The sequence below is a fragment of the Vibrio sp. YIC-376 genome (assembly GCF_052353105.1).
Lineage (GTDB): Bacteria > Pseudomonadota > Gammaproteobacteria > Enterobacterales > Vibrionaceae > Vibrio.
In genome coordinates, this window is sequence record NZ_JBBWFK010000001.1 from 759,557 (window position 1) to 780,493 (window position 20,937).

Annotated in this window: 16 protein-coding genes and 3 pseudogenes; 5 read left to right on the plus strand and 14 right to left on the minus strand. The window is 41.6% G+C overall.

Annotation, left to right across the window (positions count from 1 at the left end):
* Positions 1–269: 269 nt before the first annotated feature.
* Positions 270–527: pseudogene (locus tag WJM94_RS03395) on the plus strand (carboxypeptidase M32); the annotation flags it as partial.
* A 158-nt stretch (positions 528–685) separates the two neighbouring features.
* Entirely contained in the window at positions 686–838 is a 153-nt protein-coding gene (locus WJM94_RS03400; RefSeq protein ID WP_444492825.1) for a hypothetical protein, read from the plus strand.
* Here the strand turns inward: WJM94_RS03400 and WJM94_RS03405 are convergent.
* Complete coding sequence (locus WJM94_RS03405) at positions 831–1,442, minus strand: Fic/DOC family protein (RefSeq protein WP_444492826.1); 612 nt, start codon at positions 1,440–1,442, stop codon at positions 831–833. The genes WJM94_RS03400 and WJM94_RS03405 overlap by 8 nt on opposite strands.
* On the minus strand, positions 1,439–3,784 hold the full coding sequence (locus WJM94_RS03410) for a TOTE conflict system archaeo-eukaryotic primase domain-containing protein (RefSeq protein ID WP_444492827.1): 2,346 nt from the start codon (positions 3,782–3,784) through the stop codon (positions 1,439–1,441). Before WJM94_RS03410 ends, WJM94_RS03405 begins: the two co-directional genes overlap by 4 nt.
* A gap of 150 nt (positions 3,785–3,934) precedes the next feature.
* On the opposite strand from WJM94_RS03410, the pseudogene WJM94_RS03415 reads away from it, so the two are divergent.
* The 3 genes and pseudogenes from WJM94_RS03415 to WJM94_RS03425 form a co-directional block, all read left to right on the plus strand.
* Positions 3,935–4,204: pseudogene (locus WJM94_RS03415) on the plus strand (carboxypeptidase M32); the annotation flags it as partial.
* A gap of 291 nt (positions 4,205–4,495) precedes the next feature.
* The gene (locus WJM94_RS03420; RefSeq protein ID WP_444492828.1) at positions 4,496–5,206 is read left to right on the plus strand and encodes a glutamine amidotransferase; all 711 of its coding nucleotides are present in this window, start codon (positions 4,496–4,498) and stop codon (positions 5,204–5,206) included.
* A 179-nt stretch (positions 5,207–5,385) separates the two neighbouring features.
* Positions 5,386–7,145, plus strand: a pseudogene (locus WJM94_RS03425) (ABC transporter ATP-binding protein/permease).
* Between the two features lie 206 nt (positions 7,146–7,351).
* Here WJM94_RS03425 and WJM94_RS03430 read toward each other — a convergent pair.
* The 12 genes from WJM94_RS03430 to WJM94_RS03485 all read right to left on the minus strand — a co-directional run bounded on the left by WJM94_RS03430 (position 7,352) and on the right by WJM94_RS03485 (position 20,811).
* Positions 7,352–7,744 (minus strand): hypothetical protein, encoded by a 393-nt coding sequence (locus WJM94_RS03430; protein WP_444492829.1) that lies wholly within the window; start codon positions 7,742–7,744, stop codon positions 7,352–7,354.
* 338 nt (positions 7,745–8,082) lie between these two features.
* Positions 8,083–10,080, minus strand: coding sequence for a transketolase (gene tkt, locus WJM94_RS03435; protein ID WP_444492830.1), 1,998 nt, complete (start codon positions 10,078–10,080; stop codon positions 8,083–8,085).
* Between the two features lie 137 nt (positions 10,081–10,217).
* The gene (gene tal / locus WJM94_RS03440) at positions 10,218–11,168 is read right to left on the minus strand and encodes a transaldolase (protein WP_444492831.1); all 951 of its coding nucleotides are present in this window, start codon (positions 11,166–11,168) and stop codon (positions 10,218–10,220) included.
* A 315-nt stretch (positions 11,169–11,483) separates the two neighbouring features.
* Positions 11,484–12,200, minus strand: coding sequence for a D-allulose 6-phosphate 3-epimerase (gene alsE / locus WJM94_RS03445; RefSeq protein WP_444492832.1), 717 nt, complete (start codon positions 12,198–12,200; stop codon positions 11,484–11,486).
* 162 nt (positions 12,201–12,362) lie between these two features.
* Entirely contained in the window at positions 12,363–13,466 is a 1,104-nt protein-coding gene (locus tag WJM94_RS03450; protein ID WP_444492833.1) for a PTS fructose transporter subunit IIC, read from the minus strand.
* Positions 13,467–13,523: 57 nt separating this feature from the next.
* On the minus strand, positions 13,524–13,847 hold the full coding sequence (locus WJM94_RS03455; RefSeq protein ID WP_444492834.1) for a PTS fructose transporter subunit IIB: 324 nt from the start codon (positions 13,845–13,847) through the stop codon (positions 13,524–13,526).
* Between the two features lie 65 nt (positions 13,848–13,912).
* Positions 13,913–14,380: a PTS sugar transporter subunit IIA gene (locus WJM94_RS03460; protein ID WP_444492835.1), complete on the minus strand. Its 468-nt coding sequence runs from the start codon at positions 14,378–14,380 to the stop codon at positions 13,913–13,915.
* A 551-nt stretch (positions 14,381–14,931) separates the two neighbouring features.
* Positions 14,932–15,399, minus strand: a complete 468-nt coding sequence (locus WJM94_RS03465) for a PTS sugar transporter subunit IIA (RefSeq protein ID WP_444492836.1) — start codon at positions 15,397–15,399, stop codon at positions 14,932–14,934.
* A 23-nt stretch (positions 15,400–15,422) separates the two neighbouring features.
* The gene (locus WJM94_RS03470; RefSeq protein WP_444492837.1) at positions 15,423–16,982 is read right to left on the minus strand and encodes a BglG family transcription antiterminator; all 1,560 of its coding nucleotides are present in this window, start codon (positions 16,980–16,982) and stop codon (positions 15,423–15,425) included.
* A 700-nt stretch (positions 16,983–17,682) separates the two neighbouring features.
* Positions 17,683–19,734, minus strand: coding sequence for an FUSC family protein (locus WJM94_RS03475; RefSeq protein ID WP_444492838.1), 2,052 nt, complete (start codon positions 19,732–19,734; stop codon positions 17,683–17,685).
* 2 nt (positions 19,735–19,736) lie between these two features.
* Complete coding sequence (locus WJM94_RS03480) at positions 19,737–20,603, minus strand: efflux RND transporter periplasmic adaptor subunit (protein ID WP_444492839.1); 867 nt, start codon at positions 20,601–20,603, stop codon at positions 19,737–19,739.
* 7 nt (positions 20,604–20,610) lie between these two features.
* Positions 20,611–20,811, minus strand: coding sequence for a DUF1656 domain-containing protein (locus tag WJM94_RS03485; protein ID WP_444492840.1), 201 nt, complete (start codon positions 20,809–20,811; stop codon positions 20,611–20,613).
* Positions 20,812–20,937: the final 126 nt, after the last annotated feature.

The following is a 20,937-nucleotide window of genomic DNA, read 5'->3' on the forward strand; positions in this document are numbered from 1 at the left end:
TGCAAGTCGATTACGTGTTTTCTGGGTAAAACTCGTGAAAGGTAGTAAATACAGTAGGTTGTAAGTCATTAATTTTAAAGTGTGAGATTTTTGCGTTTTAGTGATTTTTTGAAAGATAAAGCTGGTAAAGCAGATGTGGGGTTAGCGAAGAAACCGACATTGATGACTTTGGCGAATCCGTCACAAGTAATGCAACGGCATTTTTATTGTCAGACCAATTTCAACCTCTGTGCTTCGCTGAAAAAATAGATACCAGTGTTCACTGACCAGACGGCGCATTCGGTTACTTCCCGAGCTACACATTAGGCGCTATGTATGCGGCCCAGTTTATGGCGGCAATGAAGAAAACAGTAGACGTTGACGGTGCTATCCAAAGCGGCGATCTCACGCCTATCTTTACTTGGCTATCTGACAATATCTGGAGCAAAGGTAGTCTCTTAACGACGGGAGAGTTGGTGAAACAGGCGACAGGTGAGACACTGAATCCTGTCCATTTTCAAACCCACTTAAAAAATCGTTACCTCTAGTTCTTAAATACGGGCTACCCTGAAGTAGCTCGTATCTTTCTATTCGCGGCCTTTTAGAACAGTGTACTACTGGACCCTTTCAACATTATGTCGATTGAAAAATAACAGTACGTAATGTAGCATCAATACTATATGACATCGCTTGTAGCAGGAAAAATATGAAAACAGAAAAAAAGAAAATCACTCAAAAGATGATCTATCGTGCAGTGGCAAGCTCGACTGCAATTGAGACAGGCTCTCCTGTTCAAAATATTGAACAGCGTCTAAAGGCAAACAAGCGAAAGTATAGCGCCTTATCATTAGCTAACTAATGGTGTCTCTAACCAGTCTTTCCATATGCTGAAATTCATGCGCCACACCAGCTTGAATAGAAGCGATATAGAAGTCTTTGTGTTTGTCCCACAAACTGTAATCTAATAGCCCTAACCCTGCCTTGTTGCACATCACGTCCATAAGTAGTCGACTTATTCTGCCATTCCCTTCCCGAAATGGATGGATCAAGATAAGTTCAATGTGGCTCCTAGCCAAGTACGACACTAACTCTTCCTTGCCCATTTCTGGAATACTTTCGAATTTTGACAAATAATTCTGTTCAAACAGTTCAATACATCTTCCGATCTGAAGTGGTGAAGTAAATTGGAAGCCTCCTTTGCCCATATCCACATTTCTGATCCTCCCAGCCCATTCATAGACATTACCAAGCCACTGCCTGTGCCAGCCTATGATGTCAGAAAAAGTTAGCTGAAACTCTGTATTTCCTTCCTCGAAAATTTTTTCATATAACTTGGTTAACAAAATTGCTTCAACATCATCCATTTCATCAGAAATTGTTATACCAAGCTTATTTGCCAGTACCTTACCCTGTGATCCGACCTCAAACCGTGTTTCCGATGAATCAAGTACATATCTATTCATAAAGCGAGGTTCTCCTGCTTATATGCCACAGAGTCAGAAAAACCCAACGCTTTGTATCCTCGACTCCTCTTGGAATACATTCTTGCCAGCATTGGAATTTTCATATCTACATAATCAATAACACGAGTTTCCGTCTTACCGTCATACTCCCGCTGTATCCTTCCAACATACTGAACAAGTGATCCTTTCCAAGATACAGGTAATGCGAGAACCAAGGTATCGAGTCGAGGTAGGTCAAATCCTTCACCAATAAACCGTCCAGTCGCTACTAGCACCTGTGTGGTCGCCAGTTTTTCATTGACCTCTTCTCGATCTTTCTTTTTCATTGCGCCAATGAGCACCTCATTTTGAATTGATCTTAGAGTCAACATGTCACTAAGAATTTTTGCATGCTCTCGACGCTCTGTAAGAACAATAGGAACACGTTCTTGCCTCACTTCGGCTTCGATTTCATTGATGATTAACTGATTTCTCATTTCGTTCTCAATCAGCCATTGATATACATCAGCAATATGTGGTCGAGGTTCTTGAGTTACCAATTGAAGTGGAGGTTCAAAGAGAACCTCCTTCTTTTGAAGGGATTGGACAAATTTCGCAGAACTGGTCGGAGTAATGGTATGTCTTATCCTACCCGCCTGCATGAAAATGATTGGCTGGTGACCATCTCTACGTTCCAAGGTTGCGCTAATTCCAAATACATATTTTGCGTGAATCTCTCCCAATAATTTTTCATACTGCGGTGCTGACAAATGATGACACTCATCTATGATGACCTGTCCGTATTCATGCACAACAGGGTTAACGGTGTTATCGCTACGGTTAAGTAAACTTTGATACGTTGCGACATCAACTGCCTTCGTTGGCTTTTTCTTTAAGCCTGTCAGTACACCAATCTCTACACCTGTAGTGAACGTTTTCAGTCGCTCCTGCCATTGCTCCACAAGTTGTTTATTGTGAACGAGGATTAATGTGTTGACCTTTCTATTGCATAGCAGTCCTATTACCGTTACGGTCTTCCCAAACGCTGTCGGTGCGTGTAAAACACCGATATCAAATTTAGAAACGGCATCCACCGCTACCTTTTGTTCTTTCCTTAATACGCCATTGAACTGGATACTTTTGAGTCGAACTCCAGGTCTTCTTTTATCGTCAAAGAACAATTTGATATTCGACTGTTCCAATAACTCACAAGCATCATCAATACAGCCTCGTGGTAGTACAAGGTAACCACTATCGATTTCTGCCAGTGATATGTATCTGGATATTCCATTCGTTGATAGCCGCAATCCCTGAGCCTTAAAAAACTTGGGATTTGAAAATGAAGCTAATTTCTTTAACCTAGCAACCAGAGCATTTGGCAATCTTGCCATAGGAAGATAAATTCTATTCGCTAGAGTGATTTCAATACTGTCTGGACACCCTAGAATTATAGAAGAAGTAGCAGGTAAGTTTCGCTCCCAAGGTGGCAACGTGAACCCTGTCTTATCATGATCAATAGACTCATGAGACAATACCAACTTAGCCAAAGCATCAACTGTCAATTTTTTTGTTGAGGCTAGGATCTGCCATTGATTCTGATAAGACAAAAAATTCCCATCAACAAATTCAGAGTTTCCCTCCGCTCTTGAACCTTTTTGTAATGGTAAAGCAATCAAGTTACCTATTCCTGCTATAGGTAAAAAATCCTGATTAGGAAACAACCGGTCATATGATTCAAAGGACAGCGCTCCGTGGATTTGCATAGCCTGATCAAGCAGCATAAAACCTAGCTTTCGCACACTAGCTGCATCAACTTTAGTTTCAAAGAAAATCCATACATGCGCACCATTCCCTGAACGAGAACGTTCAAGCAAAAAATCTATTCCATTACGTCTACATGCTTCAGCGTAAGCCAGCGAGGCTTCCTTCCAGTCCTTCTTATCGAAATCAATAGCAAGAAACCAGCAGTTACTATCACTTTCCATTGGGTAGATACCAACAATAGATTTCCCCGACAAGTGATCATACAGAGCTTTTTCATCCAGTGGTTTGAACGATTGGTTGGGGCACTCCAAACATTTGACTTTCGGCTTGTCACAAATCCCCTGTCGCCATTCATTGTTACATGCTATCGAGTATCCTGAACGGCCTTGTTTGTTTTGCCAGCGCACTGCATAACAGTTAGTGTTTCCTCGGAAGTAACGTCGAAATAGCTCGACTTTTTGTTCTGGAGACATTGTATTGCTACATACGGTAGACACAGATTCTTCTGAAACAATTAACTTCAACCGCTTAGCCTCAAGTTGCGCTAACTCTGCTTTAAGCGCTGCGATTTTGTTATCTATAGCACTGAGTTCATCCATGCATTCCTGCCTCAACCTATTTGCCTAAATACACTATCAAGCAAAATTTAACTATAGGATAACACAAATATTTCAAAGGATTATGTAACGGCTTTCTTATTATCCGACCAATTTCAACCTCGATTTTTAACTGAAAAAATAGATATCAGTGTTCACTGGACAGATGGTGCATTCGGTTACTTCCCGAGCTACACATTAGGCGCTATGTATGCGGCCCAGTTTATGGCGGCAATGAAGAAAACAGTAGACGTTGACGGTGCTATCCAGAGCGGCGATCTTACGCCTATCTTTACTTGGCTTTCAGACAACATTTGGAGCAAAGGTAGCTTATTAACAACGGATGAATTAGTTAAGGAAGCAACGGGTGAAACACTGAATCCAGCCCATTTCAAACACCACCTCAAAACTCGATATCTATAAAATCTAGTAATTAGGTGTCCAACTGGGCACCTAACCTAGAAGTCGCAACAAAGCGTGTTCGAATCAAACTGAACTGAATACTGACCATTATAACGTTACAATGTAACCAATAAAGGAGTTAATTAATTGCTCGCTTTGATTTTACTTAAGTAATTTATCCATCCAATTAGTTAATGACGCAGTTCAACACACTGACTTACAAAACACACACCATCATTCACACCTTTATTGCGTTTATTCAATCAGGTCTTTATATTGACTGGATTGCAAAAAATATGACCAAGGGATGTAATGAAAACACTATTAATCGTCAACGTAGGATCTGCTCCGGAAAAGCAACTCAGTAAGTTTGGTGATTTCGAGTTATGGGCTAAACAGTCTATTGGTGAAGTTTCATTAAATATCATTTTCCATGACGGCATTCATACCCCACTACCAGATAGTAATACTCTGGCAGGTGTCATTATCATGGGTTCTCTTTCTATGGTCACTGAAGAAACCGACTGGATGAAAAGATTAGCCGGAGAGCTTGTTGCGCTGAATGAACAAAATATCCCTATCCTAGGCATATGTTTTGGACACCAGCTTTTGGCTTATGCGTTTGGCGGGAAAGCCGGATATAACCCAAATGGCTTAGAAGTAGGTACAGTAAACATTACTCGGAGCGCCGAAAGCGAACATGACCCGCTTTTTTCTTGTTTACCGAAACAGTTTTTGGCACAAACCATACATTTCCAGACTGTACTGACTCTACCAGTAAACGCCGTACATCTTGCAGAAAGTGATATGGATAAGCACCACTCATTTCGCATCGGTAACTGCACTTGGGGCGTACAGTTTCACCCTGAGTTTTCTGCCGAAATCATGGCTGATATGCTGGGTAATATTGAGGGACACTTGGAAAGTGAAATTTTCGCTGAGAAAAAGCAGCAGATTACAACCACAGATAATGCGAGACAAATATTAGTCCAGTTTGCTCTATTGTGCGCAAGTGAGCATTAATTAGGCACTACCACTGAGCTTCATTAATCCAAGGAAACTCTGGAAAATATCTAGAGTATTCAGGCTTTATCACTTGTTTCAGAAAAAAGAACATTGTTCCTCGAAAGTAACCCGTTACTGGTTGCACTAGACAAAGTGGCTTACTATGCCAAATATCAGAAAAGGTTTGTGAGTCACTCATGGGCAGTAAAAATAGCAAAAACCTCAGTATCCTTCTTAAACTCAACACCTTTGTTTCACCTTACAAGTGGCGTGTAACCGCAGCCTTGGTCGCACTAGTGGCGACGGCAAGCCTGACGCTGTCGGTCGGCTATGGGGTGCGCATTTTGATCGATCAAGGTTTTGCTCAGCAGTCGTTGCAAGAGCTAGCCAGTGCGATTCAGTTTATTATCGGTATCACTCTGTGTATTGCTATTGGCACGTTCTTTCGCTTCTATCTTGTTTCATCAGTAGGTGAACGCGTCAGCGCCGATATTCGCCTTGCTGTGTTTAACCATGTTATTTCGCTGCATCCTAGTTATTTTGAAACCAACAGTAGTGGCGATATTATGTCGCGCCTCACCACTGACACCACTTTGCTACAGAGCATTATTGGCTCCTCATTTTCTATGGCGATGCGCAGCGCATTAATGTGCGTTGGGGCCATCATTATGTTGTTTGCCACCAACTTTAAGCTCACGTTAATTGTACTTGCTTCTGTGCCATTCGTTTTGGTGCCTATTTTGGTTTTTGGTCGACGAGTGCGTGCACTGTCTCGCCAAAGCCAAGACTCAATGGCAGATATGGGCAGCTATGCCGGTGAAGCGATAGAACATATTAAAACCGTACAAAGCTTTAGCTCAGAGGAACATGAAAAAGCCGCCTTTGCCGTAGAGGTGGAAAAAGCGTTCGAGGTTGGTAGACAGCGAGTGAAGCAGCGCGCGATTTTAATATCAGGTGTCATTGTGATCGTGTTTAGCGCCATTGCTGGCATGCTCTGGGTAGGCGCAGTGATGTAATCCACGGTAAAATGTCAGCGGGTGATCTGGGGGCGTTTGTGTTTTATGCCATTATGGTGGCGTCCTCCACGGCAACCATTTCAGAAGTGCTTGGTGAGCTACAAAGAGCCGCGGGCGCAACCGAAAGACTGATTGAGATCTTGCAAGTAGAAAGCGAGATTAGTGCGCCAAACAATCATTTACCGATAAGCGGAACAATGCCCGCAGAGGTTACATTTAACTCGGTTAATTTCAACTACCCTTCTCGCCCCGACCAACCTGCTATCAAAGACTTAAACCTAACCGCTGATCAAGGCAAGGTATTGGCGCTAGTTGGACCGTCAGGTGCTGGTAAAACGACTCTATTCGAACTGCTACAACGTTTTTACGATCCACAGCAAGGCCAAGTTTTGTTTGGAGGAGTAGATATTCGCCAGTTCGACCCGAACGATCTTCGCAGCCAAATGGCACTCGTACCACAACAACCCGCTTTATTTAGCCACGATGTGTTCCACAATATTCGTTACGGCAACCCCGAAGCGACGGATGAGCAAGTTATCGAAGCTGCGAAAAAAGCTCATGCACATGAGTTTATTGAGAAGCTGCCTGAAGGTTATCGTAGCTTTTTAGGAGAGCGCGGCGTGAGGCTATCAGGAGGCCAAAAACAGCGAATTGCGATTGCTCGTGCAATTCTTAAAGATCCGAAAATCCTACTGCTTGATGAAGCTACCAGTGCACTAGATAGCGAAAGTGAACACCATGTTCAGCAAGCACTAGAGGCGTTAATGAAAGGTCGCACCACACTGATCATTGCTCATCGTTTATCGACTATCCAACATGCGGATAAGATCGCTGTATTAGACGATGGCGCACTGGTCGATATTGGTAACCACCAATCTTTGATGCAAAGCTGCGAACTCTATCAGCGGCTGGTGACGTTGCAGTTTAAGCACTTAGAATAAATGCTTACTTAAGCTCGTTATAAATAGCAGGCTTAATGTGTATCACGTGAGTGTTGTCCAAAAATAGAGAACCCCGATAGCTGGCAATGCATGCAATTTATAAATACTTGAGGGTTAGATAAAGTGTCTCAAATGAAGCTCTGCCCAACAGAGACCATTGTCCTTATGTGTGATTTTTTATATACCTTTCAACTGACCGAGTCGGCTTAAACTGATAACTGACAGTTTTCACCTCCGTAAACCAAACTAGGGCAATAAACAATATTCCAGTCTTTACTCAAGGCTGCCTGTATTGTATAAACATCACGCTTAACTGCTTGCAAAGGCTTTAAAATGAAGTTTGCCAAATCATCAGGAGGCGACTTACCAAAGAACCAAACACCTGATGTATTGATTTTTATAGCACCCTCTGCAGCAAATTTATCTAGCTGTTCTAGTAGCTGATTCTCAATAGCAGCGATTTCGTCAGGCGAATATTCAGACCAATGTGGGCGAGCACAATTAATAACAACATCAAAGTAACCTGTAATTTCAGAATTATCAGGTACGATTATTCCTGTTATGGGAACTTCAGCCTTGTCTCTGCTATATACGAACACTTCACAACAATTTTCTCGAAATAGATTCGCTACGTGAGTCCGTCCACTTTGATGGAGTTAATTTTTTGTCCGTGAATACTGACAAGCTGGGAAATTAGTTGAGTCAAAATACCACTCATCCACAGTAATTAAAAATAAATTGTAAATCAGTAAGTTAGAAGTAATAGGCATTAATATTTAGCTCAGAAAAGCGGAAAAGATCAGAAAAAAGTATTAATACTTGAGTTAGACTGGATTTCGATAAAAATACTCCAAATAGACATCGGTTGAATAAAAAAAGCCAACTTTATATAAAAGCTGGCATTTTGCTTACCTATATTTTAACAGCTTGAAACGAGTTACTTTCTTAAAACTTCTTTTGCTACTTTAACCACATTTTCAACACTGAAACCAAACATCTTGAGCAGTTGATCAGCTGGTGCTGACTCACCAAAGGTAGTCATACCCACCACGGCACCACCAAAGCCAACATATTTGTACCAGTAGTCTGCAATTAATGCTTCAACAGCAACACGAGCAGTAACTGCAGCGGGAAGTACAGATTCGCGATACGCTACATCTTGTTTATCAAATACATCTGTCGATGGCATAGATACAACACGAACTTTCTCACCTTCTGCAGTCAGCTCCGTCGCAGCAGACATCGCCAGTTCAACTTCTGAACCTGTTGCAATGAAGATCAGTTCAGGTGTGCATTCACAATCTTTAAGGATGTAACCACCTTTTTCCACGTCAGCTAACTGCTCTGCAGTACGATCTTGCTGCGCCAGATTCTGACGAGAGAAGATCAGAGATGTCGGACCGTCTTTGCGTTCGATGGCAAATTTCCAAGCAATTGCTGATTCAACCTGATCACATGGACGCCATGTGCTCATGTTCGGCGTTAAGCGTAGCGATGCAACTTGTTCTACCGGTTGGTGAGTAGGACCATCTTCGCCCAGACCGATGGAATCGTGAGTGTAGACTTGGATATTCTGAATTTTCATCAAAGCAGCCATGCGCATGGCATTACGTGCGTATTCCATAAACATTAGGAACGTAGCGCCATACGGTACAAAACCACCGTGTAGAGCAATACCATTTATGATTGCCGTCATACCAAATTCACGCACACCGTAGTGGATATAGTTGCCGGAAGCGTCTTCAGGAGTGAGGGATTTTGAGCCTGACCACATGGTGAGGTTTGATGGTGCAAGATCTGCCGAACCGCCCATAAACTCTGGAAGCATTTTACCAAATGCCTCCAGTGCATTTTGTGATGCTTTACGAGAAGCAATATTCGCTGGATTGGCTTGTAAATCAGCAATGATTTTCTGACTTTCATCTTCCCATTGAGCAGGGAGTTCGCCGTTGATACGACGTTTAAACTCTGCTGCAAGCTCTGGGTAAAGCGATTCGTATGAGGCGAACTTATTCCCCCATTCGGCTTCTTTTTTCTCACCCGCTGCTTTGGCATCCCACGCAGCATAAACATCAGATGGAATTTCAAATGGAGGATAATTCCAGCCAAGGAATTCACGTGCGGCCTGAATTTCTTCTGCACCTAATGGTGCACCGTGACAATCATGAGAACCAGATTTATTCGGAGAACCAAAACCGATAATCGTTTTAGTACAAATCAACGTCGGGCGAGAAGTATCAGCTTTCGCGGTTTCAATAGCCGCATTAATGGCTTCAGGATCGTGACCATCAACCGCTGGAATAACTTGCCAGCCATAAGCTTCAAAGCGTTTAGGCGTGTCGTCGCTAAACCAACCTTCAACGTTACCATCGATAGAAATGCCGTTGTCATCCCAGAATGCGATTAACTTGCCTAAACCGAGTGTACCAGCGAGTGAACATGCTTCGTGAGAGATACCTTCCATCATACATCCGTCACCCATGAAAACGTAAGTGAAATGGTCAACGATATCGTGCTCTGGTTTGTTAAATTGCGCTGCCAGCGATTTTTCTGCCAGAGCCATACCAATAGCATTACTAATCCCCTGGCCTAGTGGACCAGTTGTGGTTTCAATACCGGGTGCATAACCATATTCAGGGTGACCAGGTGTTTTTGAATGTAGCTGACGGAAGTTCTTCAGATCCTCAATAGAAAGATCATAACCAGTCAGATGCAGCAGTGAGTAAATGAGCATTGAGCCGTGGCCATTTGAAAGAACAAAACGATCGCGATCTGCCCAATTTGGATTCTGAGGGTTGTGATTTAAGTGAGAGCGCCATAGTACTTCAGCGATATCAGCCATGCCCATTGGGGCACCAGGGTGACCTGAGTTGGCTTTTTGAACACCATCCATGCTCAGAGCACGAATTGCATTTGCTAATTGTTTACGTTCCATCGTGGTTACCAAATTTGGATTAATATAAAAATTTAAAAAACGAATATGGTGCAGATAGAAAGCAGAGGTTCAAAGAAAAGGTACACAGGTTACATGTGCACCTTTGATGAAGACAATCTGCTTTCCGGAACACAAGATTAAAGTTTTGCTTCAATCATGCCCTCAAGTTTGCCCTGATCGATAGCGAAGTTTCGGATGCCTTCTGCCAGTTTTTCTACCGCCATTGCATCCTGATTGTGTTCCCACATAAATTCAGCGTGACTCATTGCCGCTGGGCGTTCTTTGATTTCTGTTGTCGGTGTTAGCTTAGTAACCAGTTCACCTTCAGCCTCTTCCAGTTCCTGAAGAAGTTGAGGAGCGATAGTCAGGCGGTCACAGCCAGCCAGTTCAAGAATTTCACCGATGTTACGGAAGCTTGCACCCATTACCACAGTGTTATAACCGTGTTCTTTGTAGTAGTTGTAGATTGTAGTGACAGACAATACGCCCGGATCCTTCTGCGCTTCAAAGCCATGGCCTTCTTTTGCCTTATACCAGTCCATAATACGGCCAACAAATGGAGAGATCAGGAATACACCCGCTTCAGCACATGCACGAGACTGCGCAAATGAGAACAGAAGAGTCAGGTTACAGTTGATACCTTCTTTTTCCAGAATTTCACCAGCGCGGATACCTTCCCAGGTTGAAGCCAGTTTAATAAGGATACGGTCATTAGAGATACCAGCATCGTTGTACAGTTTTACCAGCTTACGAGCTTTTTCCACACTTGCCTGAGTATCGAAAGAAAGACGTGCATCAACTTCAGTAGAAATACGTCCAGGGACAATTTTTAATATTTCTTTACCAATGTTAACAGCAAGCATGTCGCAAGCATCTTCGATTTGTTGTGCTTTATCGCTGCTTTGAGACTTAGCAAATTCCACAGCCTGATTGATTAGCGGTGCATAATCTGCAATTTGGGCAGCTTTAAGAATAAGAGAAGGGTTAGTGGTTGCGTCTTCAGGCTGGTATTTAGCGATTGCTTCAATATCACCGGTATCTGCTACTACAGTCGTTACTTTACGAAGTTGTTCCAATTTGTTGTTCATTTCCTATCGTCCTATTCTTTTGGGCATTTATTTAGCACACAATCAAACGTTTCACTTTATTGGTAATAGTTAGCTCAATTGGCACTGAAGAGAGCATGGAGGGAATAGCTTTCTTAATATTATTTCTTTCCTGCGAATAACGAGACATTCTCTACTCTGTTACCCCTAACAGGTTAAATTTTAACAGTGACAACAATCCAATTCCTGATGGGGCAATGCTTAGTAGAGAAGAGCCAGTACAACATTTGAATAAATAATCAACGAATACTAATCTTACGTCTCTCACTGTACTAGCTCGTTTAGGGCTGTTTGGAGTTACGCCGCCTCGTCAGTTTGAAGCTGGATAAATTTTTCTCCAGTCGCTTCTTCAAACTCAGTAACCATTTGTTGCCATGAACTTTCAATATTATCCGTCAAATTGAAAAGTCCACTGCGCCCAATGACATAAATATCCGGTTTTACATCATGAATCACTTTCCAGTGTTCTTTATTGGTTGAGCCATCCATTTCAATAACATACTGGTAGCCATTCGTATCACGAAGCTCCCTTAATTCGGTAATTTTGTCTAGCATCTTTACGAGGAATCGCTGGCCAGCAAACCCAGGATCAACAGTCATAATTGTTACTTTATCGAGAATATCGATATATGGCAGGATTTCGCTAACAGGAGTCTCCGGATTCAGTACCACTCCAGCTTTTAGGCCTGCTGCATGTATTTGATCAATCAGACGGAAGGCTGTGCCATTTATTTGTTCCGCTGGCATACAAATGACTTCACATTTTATATCAATAAGCTGCTGCACCCAGAATGTAGGGTCAGTTACCATCAAATGTGCTGACATCTCTTTATTAGTTAGCTTACGAGTTTGTTCAATAAACCATGGGGATAAGCTGAGATTAGGTACAAAATGGCCATCCATTATATCAATATGAAATGAATCTACATTATCATTTAAAAAAGTAATCTGCTCTTTAAACTGGTCAAGATCCATTGTCATCAATGATGGGGAAATATGTATATGTTCACTCATATTTTTTAAATCCGTTCTTTAATTAAGTAAAAGATATAGGTTAAATTTTAAATAAAACGGTCCATTATCCAATAATAGAGTGAAATATTTTTCATCAACCTAATTATTAGGACCGTTTTATATTTTTACTTGCTAGATGTATTGAATTTTTTTGGCCATATTTTAGCTTATTTTGATATCATCCAAATCGATATCTTCCTCTTCTTCATCCTCTGCGATGACATCAATAGGAACATCTTTCTTAATCACCGCATAGACTGTACCCGTGACTAGAATATTTACTAACAATGCCATTACACCGGCCATTGGGTTCGACATGGTTGGAAGCATAAAAATGCCGCCAAAAGGTACAGTCGCATCAGCACCATACACCATGGTAATCGCACCACCACAAGCACCACCAATCGCTGCCGCAGTGATACCACGAACGATATCGTTCATAACTACCGGTATTGCACCTTCAACAATATTCACTACCCCCATCGGAACAGCAGATTTTAGAGTTTCGATTTCCGCGTAGTTATAAATATTTTTACGCATAAGTTTGGCAATAAAATAAGCGAGGCCAAAACCCACAGGTGTAGCTGTATTTACTAACTGGAGTGCAGTAATTGGTTCATTGATACCCTGTGCCTGAAGCGTTAATACAAATGCAAAACATGTTTTATTGATCGGGCCACCGAAGTCAATAATACACAGAGCGCCAATAACAGCACCTAAAACTAAGTTAGATGAAGTGCCCATATCTCTTAAGAAAGAGGTTAGTGCCTCGGTAAACATACCCACAGGAGTACCGATGACATAGACCATAATCAGACCACTAATGATCGATGCAAAGAAGGGAACAATCAATGTCGGCATTAAGCCCTTAGCCCAATTTGGTACCTTGACATATTTGATGATGGCAAGAGCAAGATAACCGGCAATATAACCGCCGAGAATACCACCAATGAAACCGGCGGAAATCGCATTAGCAGCGAGACCGACTACAAAGCCAGGTGCGACACCCGGTTTACCGGCAATAGAACCAGCAATCCCGCAAGCAATAACAACGGGTAATAGTCCAAGAGCCTTCGCTCCCATTGTAGCGAGCACTCCCCACACATCGAATTGCCCAGCGACCAAAGTATCGTCTACCGAACCTCCAAGAGACAAACCGATAGAAATAATGAAACCAGCACCGCAAACAATTGGAATCAAAAACGAGATAGCGGTTAGCAGATGCCCTTTAGGGTTTGCTGCTTTCCAGATTTCTTTCATACTCATAAGTAACACCCTCTATTTCATATTGGATAATAATTGGTGAAAAATTTATTATTTTTATTAATTCTTACAGCCTTCTAAAACTAATTCTTGTAGTTTTTCAATAAGCTTATTTGGTGATTTAACTGCTACTGCTGTTTTTACTTTAACTACTTTCTTTCCGGCAAACCTTTCTTCTCCAGAAACTTGAACATCAGCAGCCAACACGACGATATCTGCTTGTGCAATCTCATCATCGGTTAATGCGTTCTCTATACCAATCGTACCCTGAGTTTCAATTTTTACGTTATGCCCAGCTTTTTTCGCTGCGATTTCAATTTTCTTTTGTGCAATATAAGTATGTGCAATGCCTACAGTGCAGGCTGAAATTCCAACAATATTCATAATAATCCTCGACAATTTATTTAATTATTTTCATATCTACGATAGACAGTAAAAAATAATTAGGGTTAAGCAGTAACTTCTTCTGGTGCATTCAAAATCTCAATAATATTTTCTGGATCATTTTCTTCCAGTAATTTAGCGATTATGTCCTCATCGGCTAATGCACATGAAACTTTTGTTAATAAACGGATATGAGTCGTATCTTGGTCTTCCAAACGAACAGCAAATAAAATCACACAGCGAATATCGCTTCCATCCATCGTTTCCCATGGAATTTCATGTTGAGTACGTCCAATGGCCAATGTGGTATGGCTTACCGCCAAAGATTTTCCATGTGGGATCGCAACATGGTTTTCAAATCCAGTTGATCCTTGCTCCTCACGGATCCAGACATCTCGAAGAAATTCTTCCTTGTTGATAACAGAGCCATCCTGCACTAATAAATCTGTTAATTCTTCAATTGCTTCTTCTTTAGTTTTAGCGACCATATTTAATTTTATATGTTTCGTATTGAGTACTGTCGAAATATCCATAAACCACCTTCGTTAATATTGAATCAAGATTGAGTAACAGTATGTACATCGCTTGTCTGATGCAACTTCTCTTTTATTCGTGTTTCGGTAATGCACTAAATTTCTCTGCCAAATTGAATAAGATTTCTATTTAATGTCTGATTTAGTGCGTAATCCATGATTATAAATATAAGGAGAATGTCATAGGACCACAATACTAAAAGGTGTCCATATCTCAGGACATTTGACAAACACTGAAGCACAGCAGGTGTTCGGACATAAGATCTTAGAAATATACTTTAGATGTGTCTCTATATATGCAACCCACTCATCTTCAACTAAATTTAAGTATAGTAGAAATATTTATGTGAGGTACATCATGTTATGATTGATTGTGATTGGAATTGATTTAGAAAAATATATTCTTCAAGTCTTCTATATCAGTGCTCATGGATAATTATTCAGTCACAAAGCTGCGAGTAATTATCCATGAATACGGTATGGTGCTGCGAAAGGTTCAAAGGAGTAGCGATACTGGAAAATACCGCTCTAGATAAGGAAAATGGTTAGGGTTAGTAATCTACGTCAGCTTGCGTATTAAACATCTCAATAATATTTTTTGGATCATTTTCTTCCAGTAATTGAGCGATTATGTCCTCATCGGCTAATGCACATGAAACTTGTGTTAATAAACGAATATGAGTCGTATTTTGCTCTTCCGAACGAATAGCATATAAAATGATACAGCGAATATCGATACCATCCATTGTTTCCCAAGGGATTTTATGTGGGGTACGTCCAATGGCCAATGTGGTATGTCTTACCGCCGAGGATTGTCCATGCGGGATCGCGATATGGTTTTCAAATCCAGTTGGTCCTAGCTCCTCGCGCAGCCAGATATCTCGAAGAAATTCATCCTTGTTGATAACAGCTCCATCCTGCACCAATAAATCTGTTAATTCTTCTAGCGCTTCTTTTTTAGTTTTAGCGACCATATTTAATTTTATATGATTCACATTGAGTACTTTCGAAATATCCATAAACCAGCTTCGTTAACATCGAATCAAGATTGAGTAACAGTATGCGTATCGCTTGCCTGATGCAGCTTCTCTGTGATTACTTTTTCAGTAATACGCTGGATATCCGCATCATTAAGAAATGCGGTGACATACACCACTGGCGTATCAATCTCTGGTACATGAATAGTAGAGATAACAAGATCAGGTGCGGTTTTCTGGTTAACACTTTGTAAATTACTGGCTGGCACCGAAGCAACGATTTCCCAATCGGGAAATGCACGTAGAATACGGCTTTTCAACAAGTGTGATGTACCTATTCCAGTAGAACACACCAGCAAAACACGCTTATGCGTAATTTGACGTTCAATAGCTGCCTGAAAATGGACAGCCAGATACCCAACTTCATCATCAGAAACTCTTTGTTGAGTACAACGAACAAAGACGTTTTCTACCGCAATACGAGTTAAGTTATATACATCCACCAGTTCATTTTTAATATCATCCAGTAAAGGATTACGAATATTAATCTGATAATGAAGTCGATTAATCAAGGGCCGGATATGGACCATGAGTCCATCATACAATTGGTTATCCTGGCTAAGATCAATATTAATTAACTGTGAAAAGCTCCTCACTAAATCCGAAGTAACATCATGCGCCTCATGACTAAACAGTTCGGTATGTAACTGGGTGCTAGCCTGATTTTCAACCACCAATACACCAGATGAAATAATGTATTGGTAAATGAACCACACTTCATCTTCCGGTAAGGGTAAACCAATGTGCTGCTCAATTTTTTCCACCATCTTACCGGCCACGAAAAATACCGGGTCCTCTAGAGGCTGTTGGGAAACATGGTCTGGGTTATCCAGTAAATTCCCCCTGGTGCGGCGGCGCATCATAATCAAAATATGGGTAAAAATATTGATGTAGTATGCTTCGCCTAAAGGGTAGGCCAGTTCCTGTTCCATTTCTTGCAACAGAGCCTGCACAAAGGAAACTTCGTCCTCGCCAAAATACTGAACCAGCGCTTTATAGCTACCAGGATCTAGCCGTGAATGGTTCACGAGGCCCGGCTCCTGATGGTTAATTAACCCGTTAATCAATGCGGCCATCGCCTGACGCACATTATTTTCATTCCCTTTAATTCGGGTTCCACTTTGACTACGAATTAACTGCAACCCTAGCTGAGTTATCCAGTCTTCAATAATTCTTAAGTCATTAACGACAGAGGCATTACTGATATAAAAACGTTCTGACAGCTTATTGATTGACGTTTCTTTTGGCGTTTCGCTCAATAACCAAGAGGCAATTTTTATCCGGCGGGCATGACCCATAATACTGTCTGCATCTTCATTTTCACCATTGATCTGCAGTTCAAGTTGCAAGAGGTCAGCCGCATTTTCAGCCACCAGCAAGACACCAGCCCCTGTTTTTTTATCCACCTGGACGTTCGAATCAGCTAAGTAATCATCAAGAATATTTAGATCACGCTGGATAGTTTTTTTCGACACACTAAATTGTTCTGCCAGATTGAACAACGTGACATACTCCCGCTGTTGTAGCAGGAAGCGTAATATTTTATGTTGTCGTGAGGTAATCATTTTCAATTTTTACCATTAGTTACAGATCAATGCTTAATCGTTCAATATTTCTATTTAATAAGCTGTTTCGGTGCGTCATTTATGATTGCCAAGGTAAGCAAAATTTAATGAGGCCACAATACTAAATAGTGTCCATACATCAGGACAATTGACAAACACTGAGACACAAACATGGACGGTAAGAACATGATTTATAGTAACTTTTTATCTCATGGAAAACATGTTGAAGGTGGACAAAACTACCAAAATCTGATGGTAGTTCTCCTTTTTCCTTTAATAATGTGTGGCTCAAATCAGTTACTGTTAGCTTGACATTATTCATTTCTACACGTCCTTACTTTCTATCAACCATCCCAATGTAACCGGTTTCAATGATCAATGTGGTGTTTGTTCTCACAATTTAGAGAAGAGAGAAAAAAAATATTGAAAGAAAATGGCAAAGAAATGCCAGTGCTGACATAAATAAAAATATGTCAATTTGTGAACGAGTAAAGTGAGCAGCCAGTCTGCTGAAATAAGGAATGAGGCAATTACTAGTCAGCCGAGAGTTAACTATCTCACAGATGGATTTTTGTGCCAGTATGGGCCAGTGAAACTAGATGACGAAACTACCAGCAACAGCAGCCAGGAATTTACTCGATAATAGATGTATCCCAAGTAAGAAAAAGGGCATCATCTGATGTCCTTTCCGCATACCTGTCTAGGTTCTTTCTTCAGCAATGGCTTTCGCACTCCGATCAAGAGTCAGTTGAATACGTTCACACATACCCGCCAGTATGTCTTTCTGTTCCAGTGAAAAATCAAATTCATCTAATCTCGATAACAGTGACGCATTGGCAAGCTGATACGTTGGGTCTTCTTTACCATAAAAAGCGTTTAAGTACGCGTTAGCGAGCGCCTCCTGCCAATAATTCAAATGTGAATCCAATCGAGTATCTGCGACTCTTCGGATAATACGATGCAAACGCATGGATACATGACCAAGGTTTAATCCCGTTAATGCAAGGTCTGTAACGTTTCGCTCTGAACTTAGTGCTTTATCATAAGTCGAAATCCTTAATAACCGATCCCCCATACGTGCATTGAACCACTGCTCTGGCGCGGTGTGCTTGTCCATATCAATGAGATCACGCTGAGTCGCTCGCATTAGGCGTGTCAGCATGAGTGGCAAGCTTGGCCCTGTGACTAACTTGAAAATCCAGTACAGCACCGATACACCAACAAAAATGGCCATTCCATTACTAATCGTCGTGCTAACGGTTAGTGCCCGAGTCATGTCTGTACTAGGCATAATGAAAATAGTAAACGGGATACAAATTCCGAGGCCATATGGCAAGGTAGGTTGATTCGCTAACGCCAGCAAACCTAAGAAGTAAGGGCCTGCCAAAATGAGTACTAGCATCTCAAAATCTTTACTGCTTGCCGCCACTAAAGGTAACGCATAAAAAATAGCCAACGGCAAGGCGATAACAATACCAACTAGTAGCCGCTTCAACACGATGGTAAGAATAGCCATAGGCAAGCGAGCCATCATAATAGAAAACACCACAGGCAGTATCATAATCATCATGACGGAGGATGAGCCAGTCCCCACCCAAAGTCCGGCACCAACCAGAAATAGCAACATACTACGGAGCCCGGTCGTAATGCCAACCAACGGATCACGATGGCTTTGAAAACTAGGCGCATTCAAATTGGTCGTCTCTTTGCTGGATAACTTGGCATAACCTTTAAGCAACATAATCAACTCAGTACTCAACTCGAGAGAGATCTTGAGTAAACGTTTTTGTAGCGGTGTTTTTTCACTAACCTGATTCGCATATTCCATCTGACTACGGCGCAGTGACTGGGCAATAACGTAGCACTCATCATAATCTTGCGACGTTGCCATTTGAGTAAAGCTCGTGCGCATCTTATCCAGTACTGGCTCAAGAACCTCACCGACGAGTTCCGGATGCCGACGTTGCAAACGCCCAAAAATTTGCACCAGAGCCAACAAGGATAATACGCTATTACCTATCGCATTTGCTGCCCTGCTCTGCCCTTTGCCTTCCGGTCCTTCAAAACTCACTGCGCTTGAGTCATCACTAAGAGCGGTCACTGATTCAAGTATGCTATCAATCTTTTGATGACGTTCCTCGTGAGAACCATTTTTATCCAGCTCAATGGTTAAATAACCTAACGTCTGGTTAATTACGTTCTTCGCGTTAACCACTAATCCATCTTTAACTTTTACTGGCCAAATCAGCTTGCTGACCAGAGTTGCACAGATGACACCAATGACAATTTCACTGATTCGGGCCTGTGCAATATCAAAAACACGCTGACTGCTGGCAATATCTGGCTGTACCATCACTAATAAGCATACTAAACATGCTGTCATACCTGCCATCGCAAAGGCGTACACTAAATTTTGGCGACGCACCATGGCTGATAGTCCCGAGTTAATACCTAACCAAAGAGCCAACAAGCCGAGTGCTATTTCAGGGTAAGGTGCAAACCACTGAAGAATTGTGATACCAACAATGCCGCCAACCAGAGTACCGATAATCTGGTACATGCCCTTTTCAACTACCAGACCGCCTTGAGGACGAATTTGCAGAAATACTGCACCAATTAATGCCCAATACGGTCTGTCTAGATTTAAGAACATGGCGATGAACAGAGACAAAGCCATAGCAATCACGCCTTTGATAGCAAACTTTATCGCCTGTTTATCAGGGAAAAATAGACTATTAAATAGTGCTTGCATGGTTACTGAACGTTCTCATCTAAATGAATAGAAACTGTCATCCCGGCGCTAAGATTAAGATCATTGGGGTAATCATCCAATTTGATATCAACCGGGATTCTCTGCGCTAAACGAACCCAGTTAAAGGTCTGCTGAACCTGAGGTAGCAGTTGGCTGTTACCACTAGTGTTACTATCAGCAATCGCTTCACCAATACTCGTTACGGTTCCGGTTAGTGCTTTACCACCGCTCATTAAGGTGATTTTTGCCTTTTGGCCAAGTTTAATCAGTGGGATTTTAGTTTCTTCAAAATAACCCGTCACATAAAAAGAGTTCGCTTTCACTAATGAAAGCACTGATTTACCCTGACTGACATAATTACCTTCTCGAAGACTCAAATTGATAATACTGCCATCTGCAGGGGCTTTTATAACGGTACGATCCAGATTGATCTGTGCACTGGCTAGCTGGGCCTGAGCCAGTTTGTAATTCGATTTAGCCAGTTCAGTAGTGATACGAGCGCTCTCCGCCGTTTCTTCACTAATCAATTGTTTATTGGTTAATGTCTCACGTCGCGAGTACTGATGTTTTGCTAATTCCCAAGCATATTTTTTGTTTTCAACTTGCGCTTCCAACTCTGCTATCGTCGCTTTATAGCGAGCATCGTCAACGGTGAAAATAACATCGCCCTTTTTGACATCCTGATTATCACCGACCTCAATGTCATTGACCCAACCAGAAACGTCCGGAGCAATCGTAATCACATGGGCCCTTATTCGTCCATCACGTGTCCAGGGAGAATATAAATAGTGTTGCCAAATCCAATGACCAAGAATAACGGCAATAACCAAAGTAGTAAGAGTGAGGGAGATGCGAACGAATTTTCCCATAAGATGATTAGCTCCCTAATAGATAGATGACTAACGCGAGATAACAGACATACAAGCTGACTTCAAACCAGGGAGCCTTCCACAGTTTTGCGTATAAGCCTGATTTATGCAGCACAAAACGTGTACACCATGACAGTAAAAAAGCAAGAGGCATAAAAACCACCAACGGACTAAACAGGAGCCCGGCAAAAGCTAACTCTTCAAACATAGGGCATAGTTCTCAACTTTTCGGTGTTGGCTTGATTGATACAAATTGTTACGAAAGTTTAGTATATTCTCTATATAACCCAATGAAAGTGAAAAAATAACTAATTAAACAGGTTAGAAGCCACTG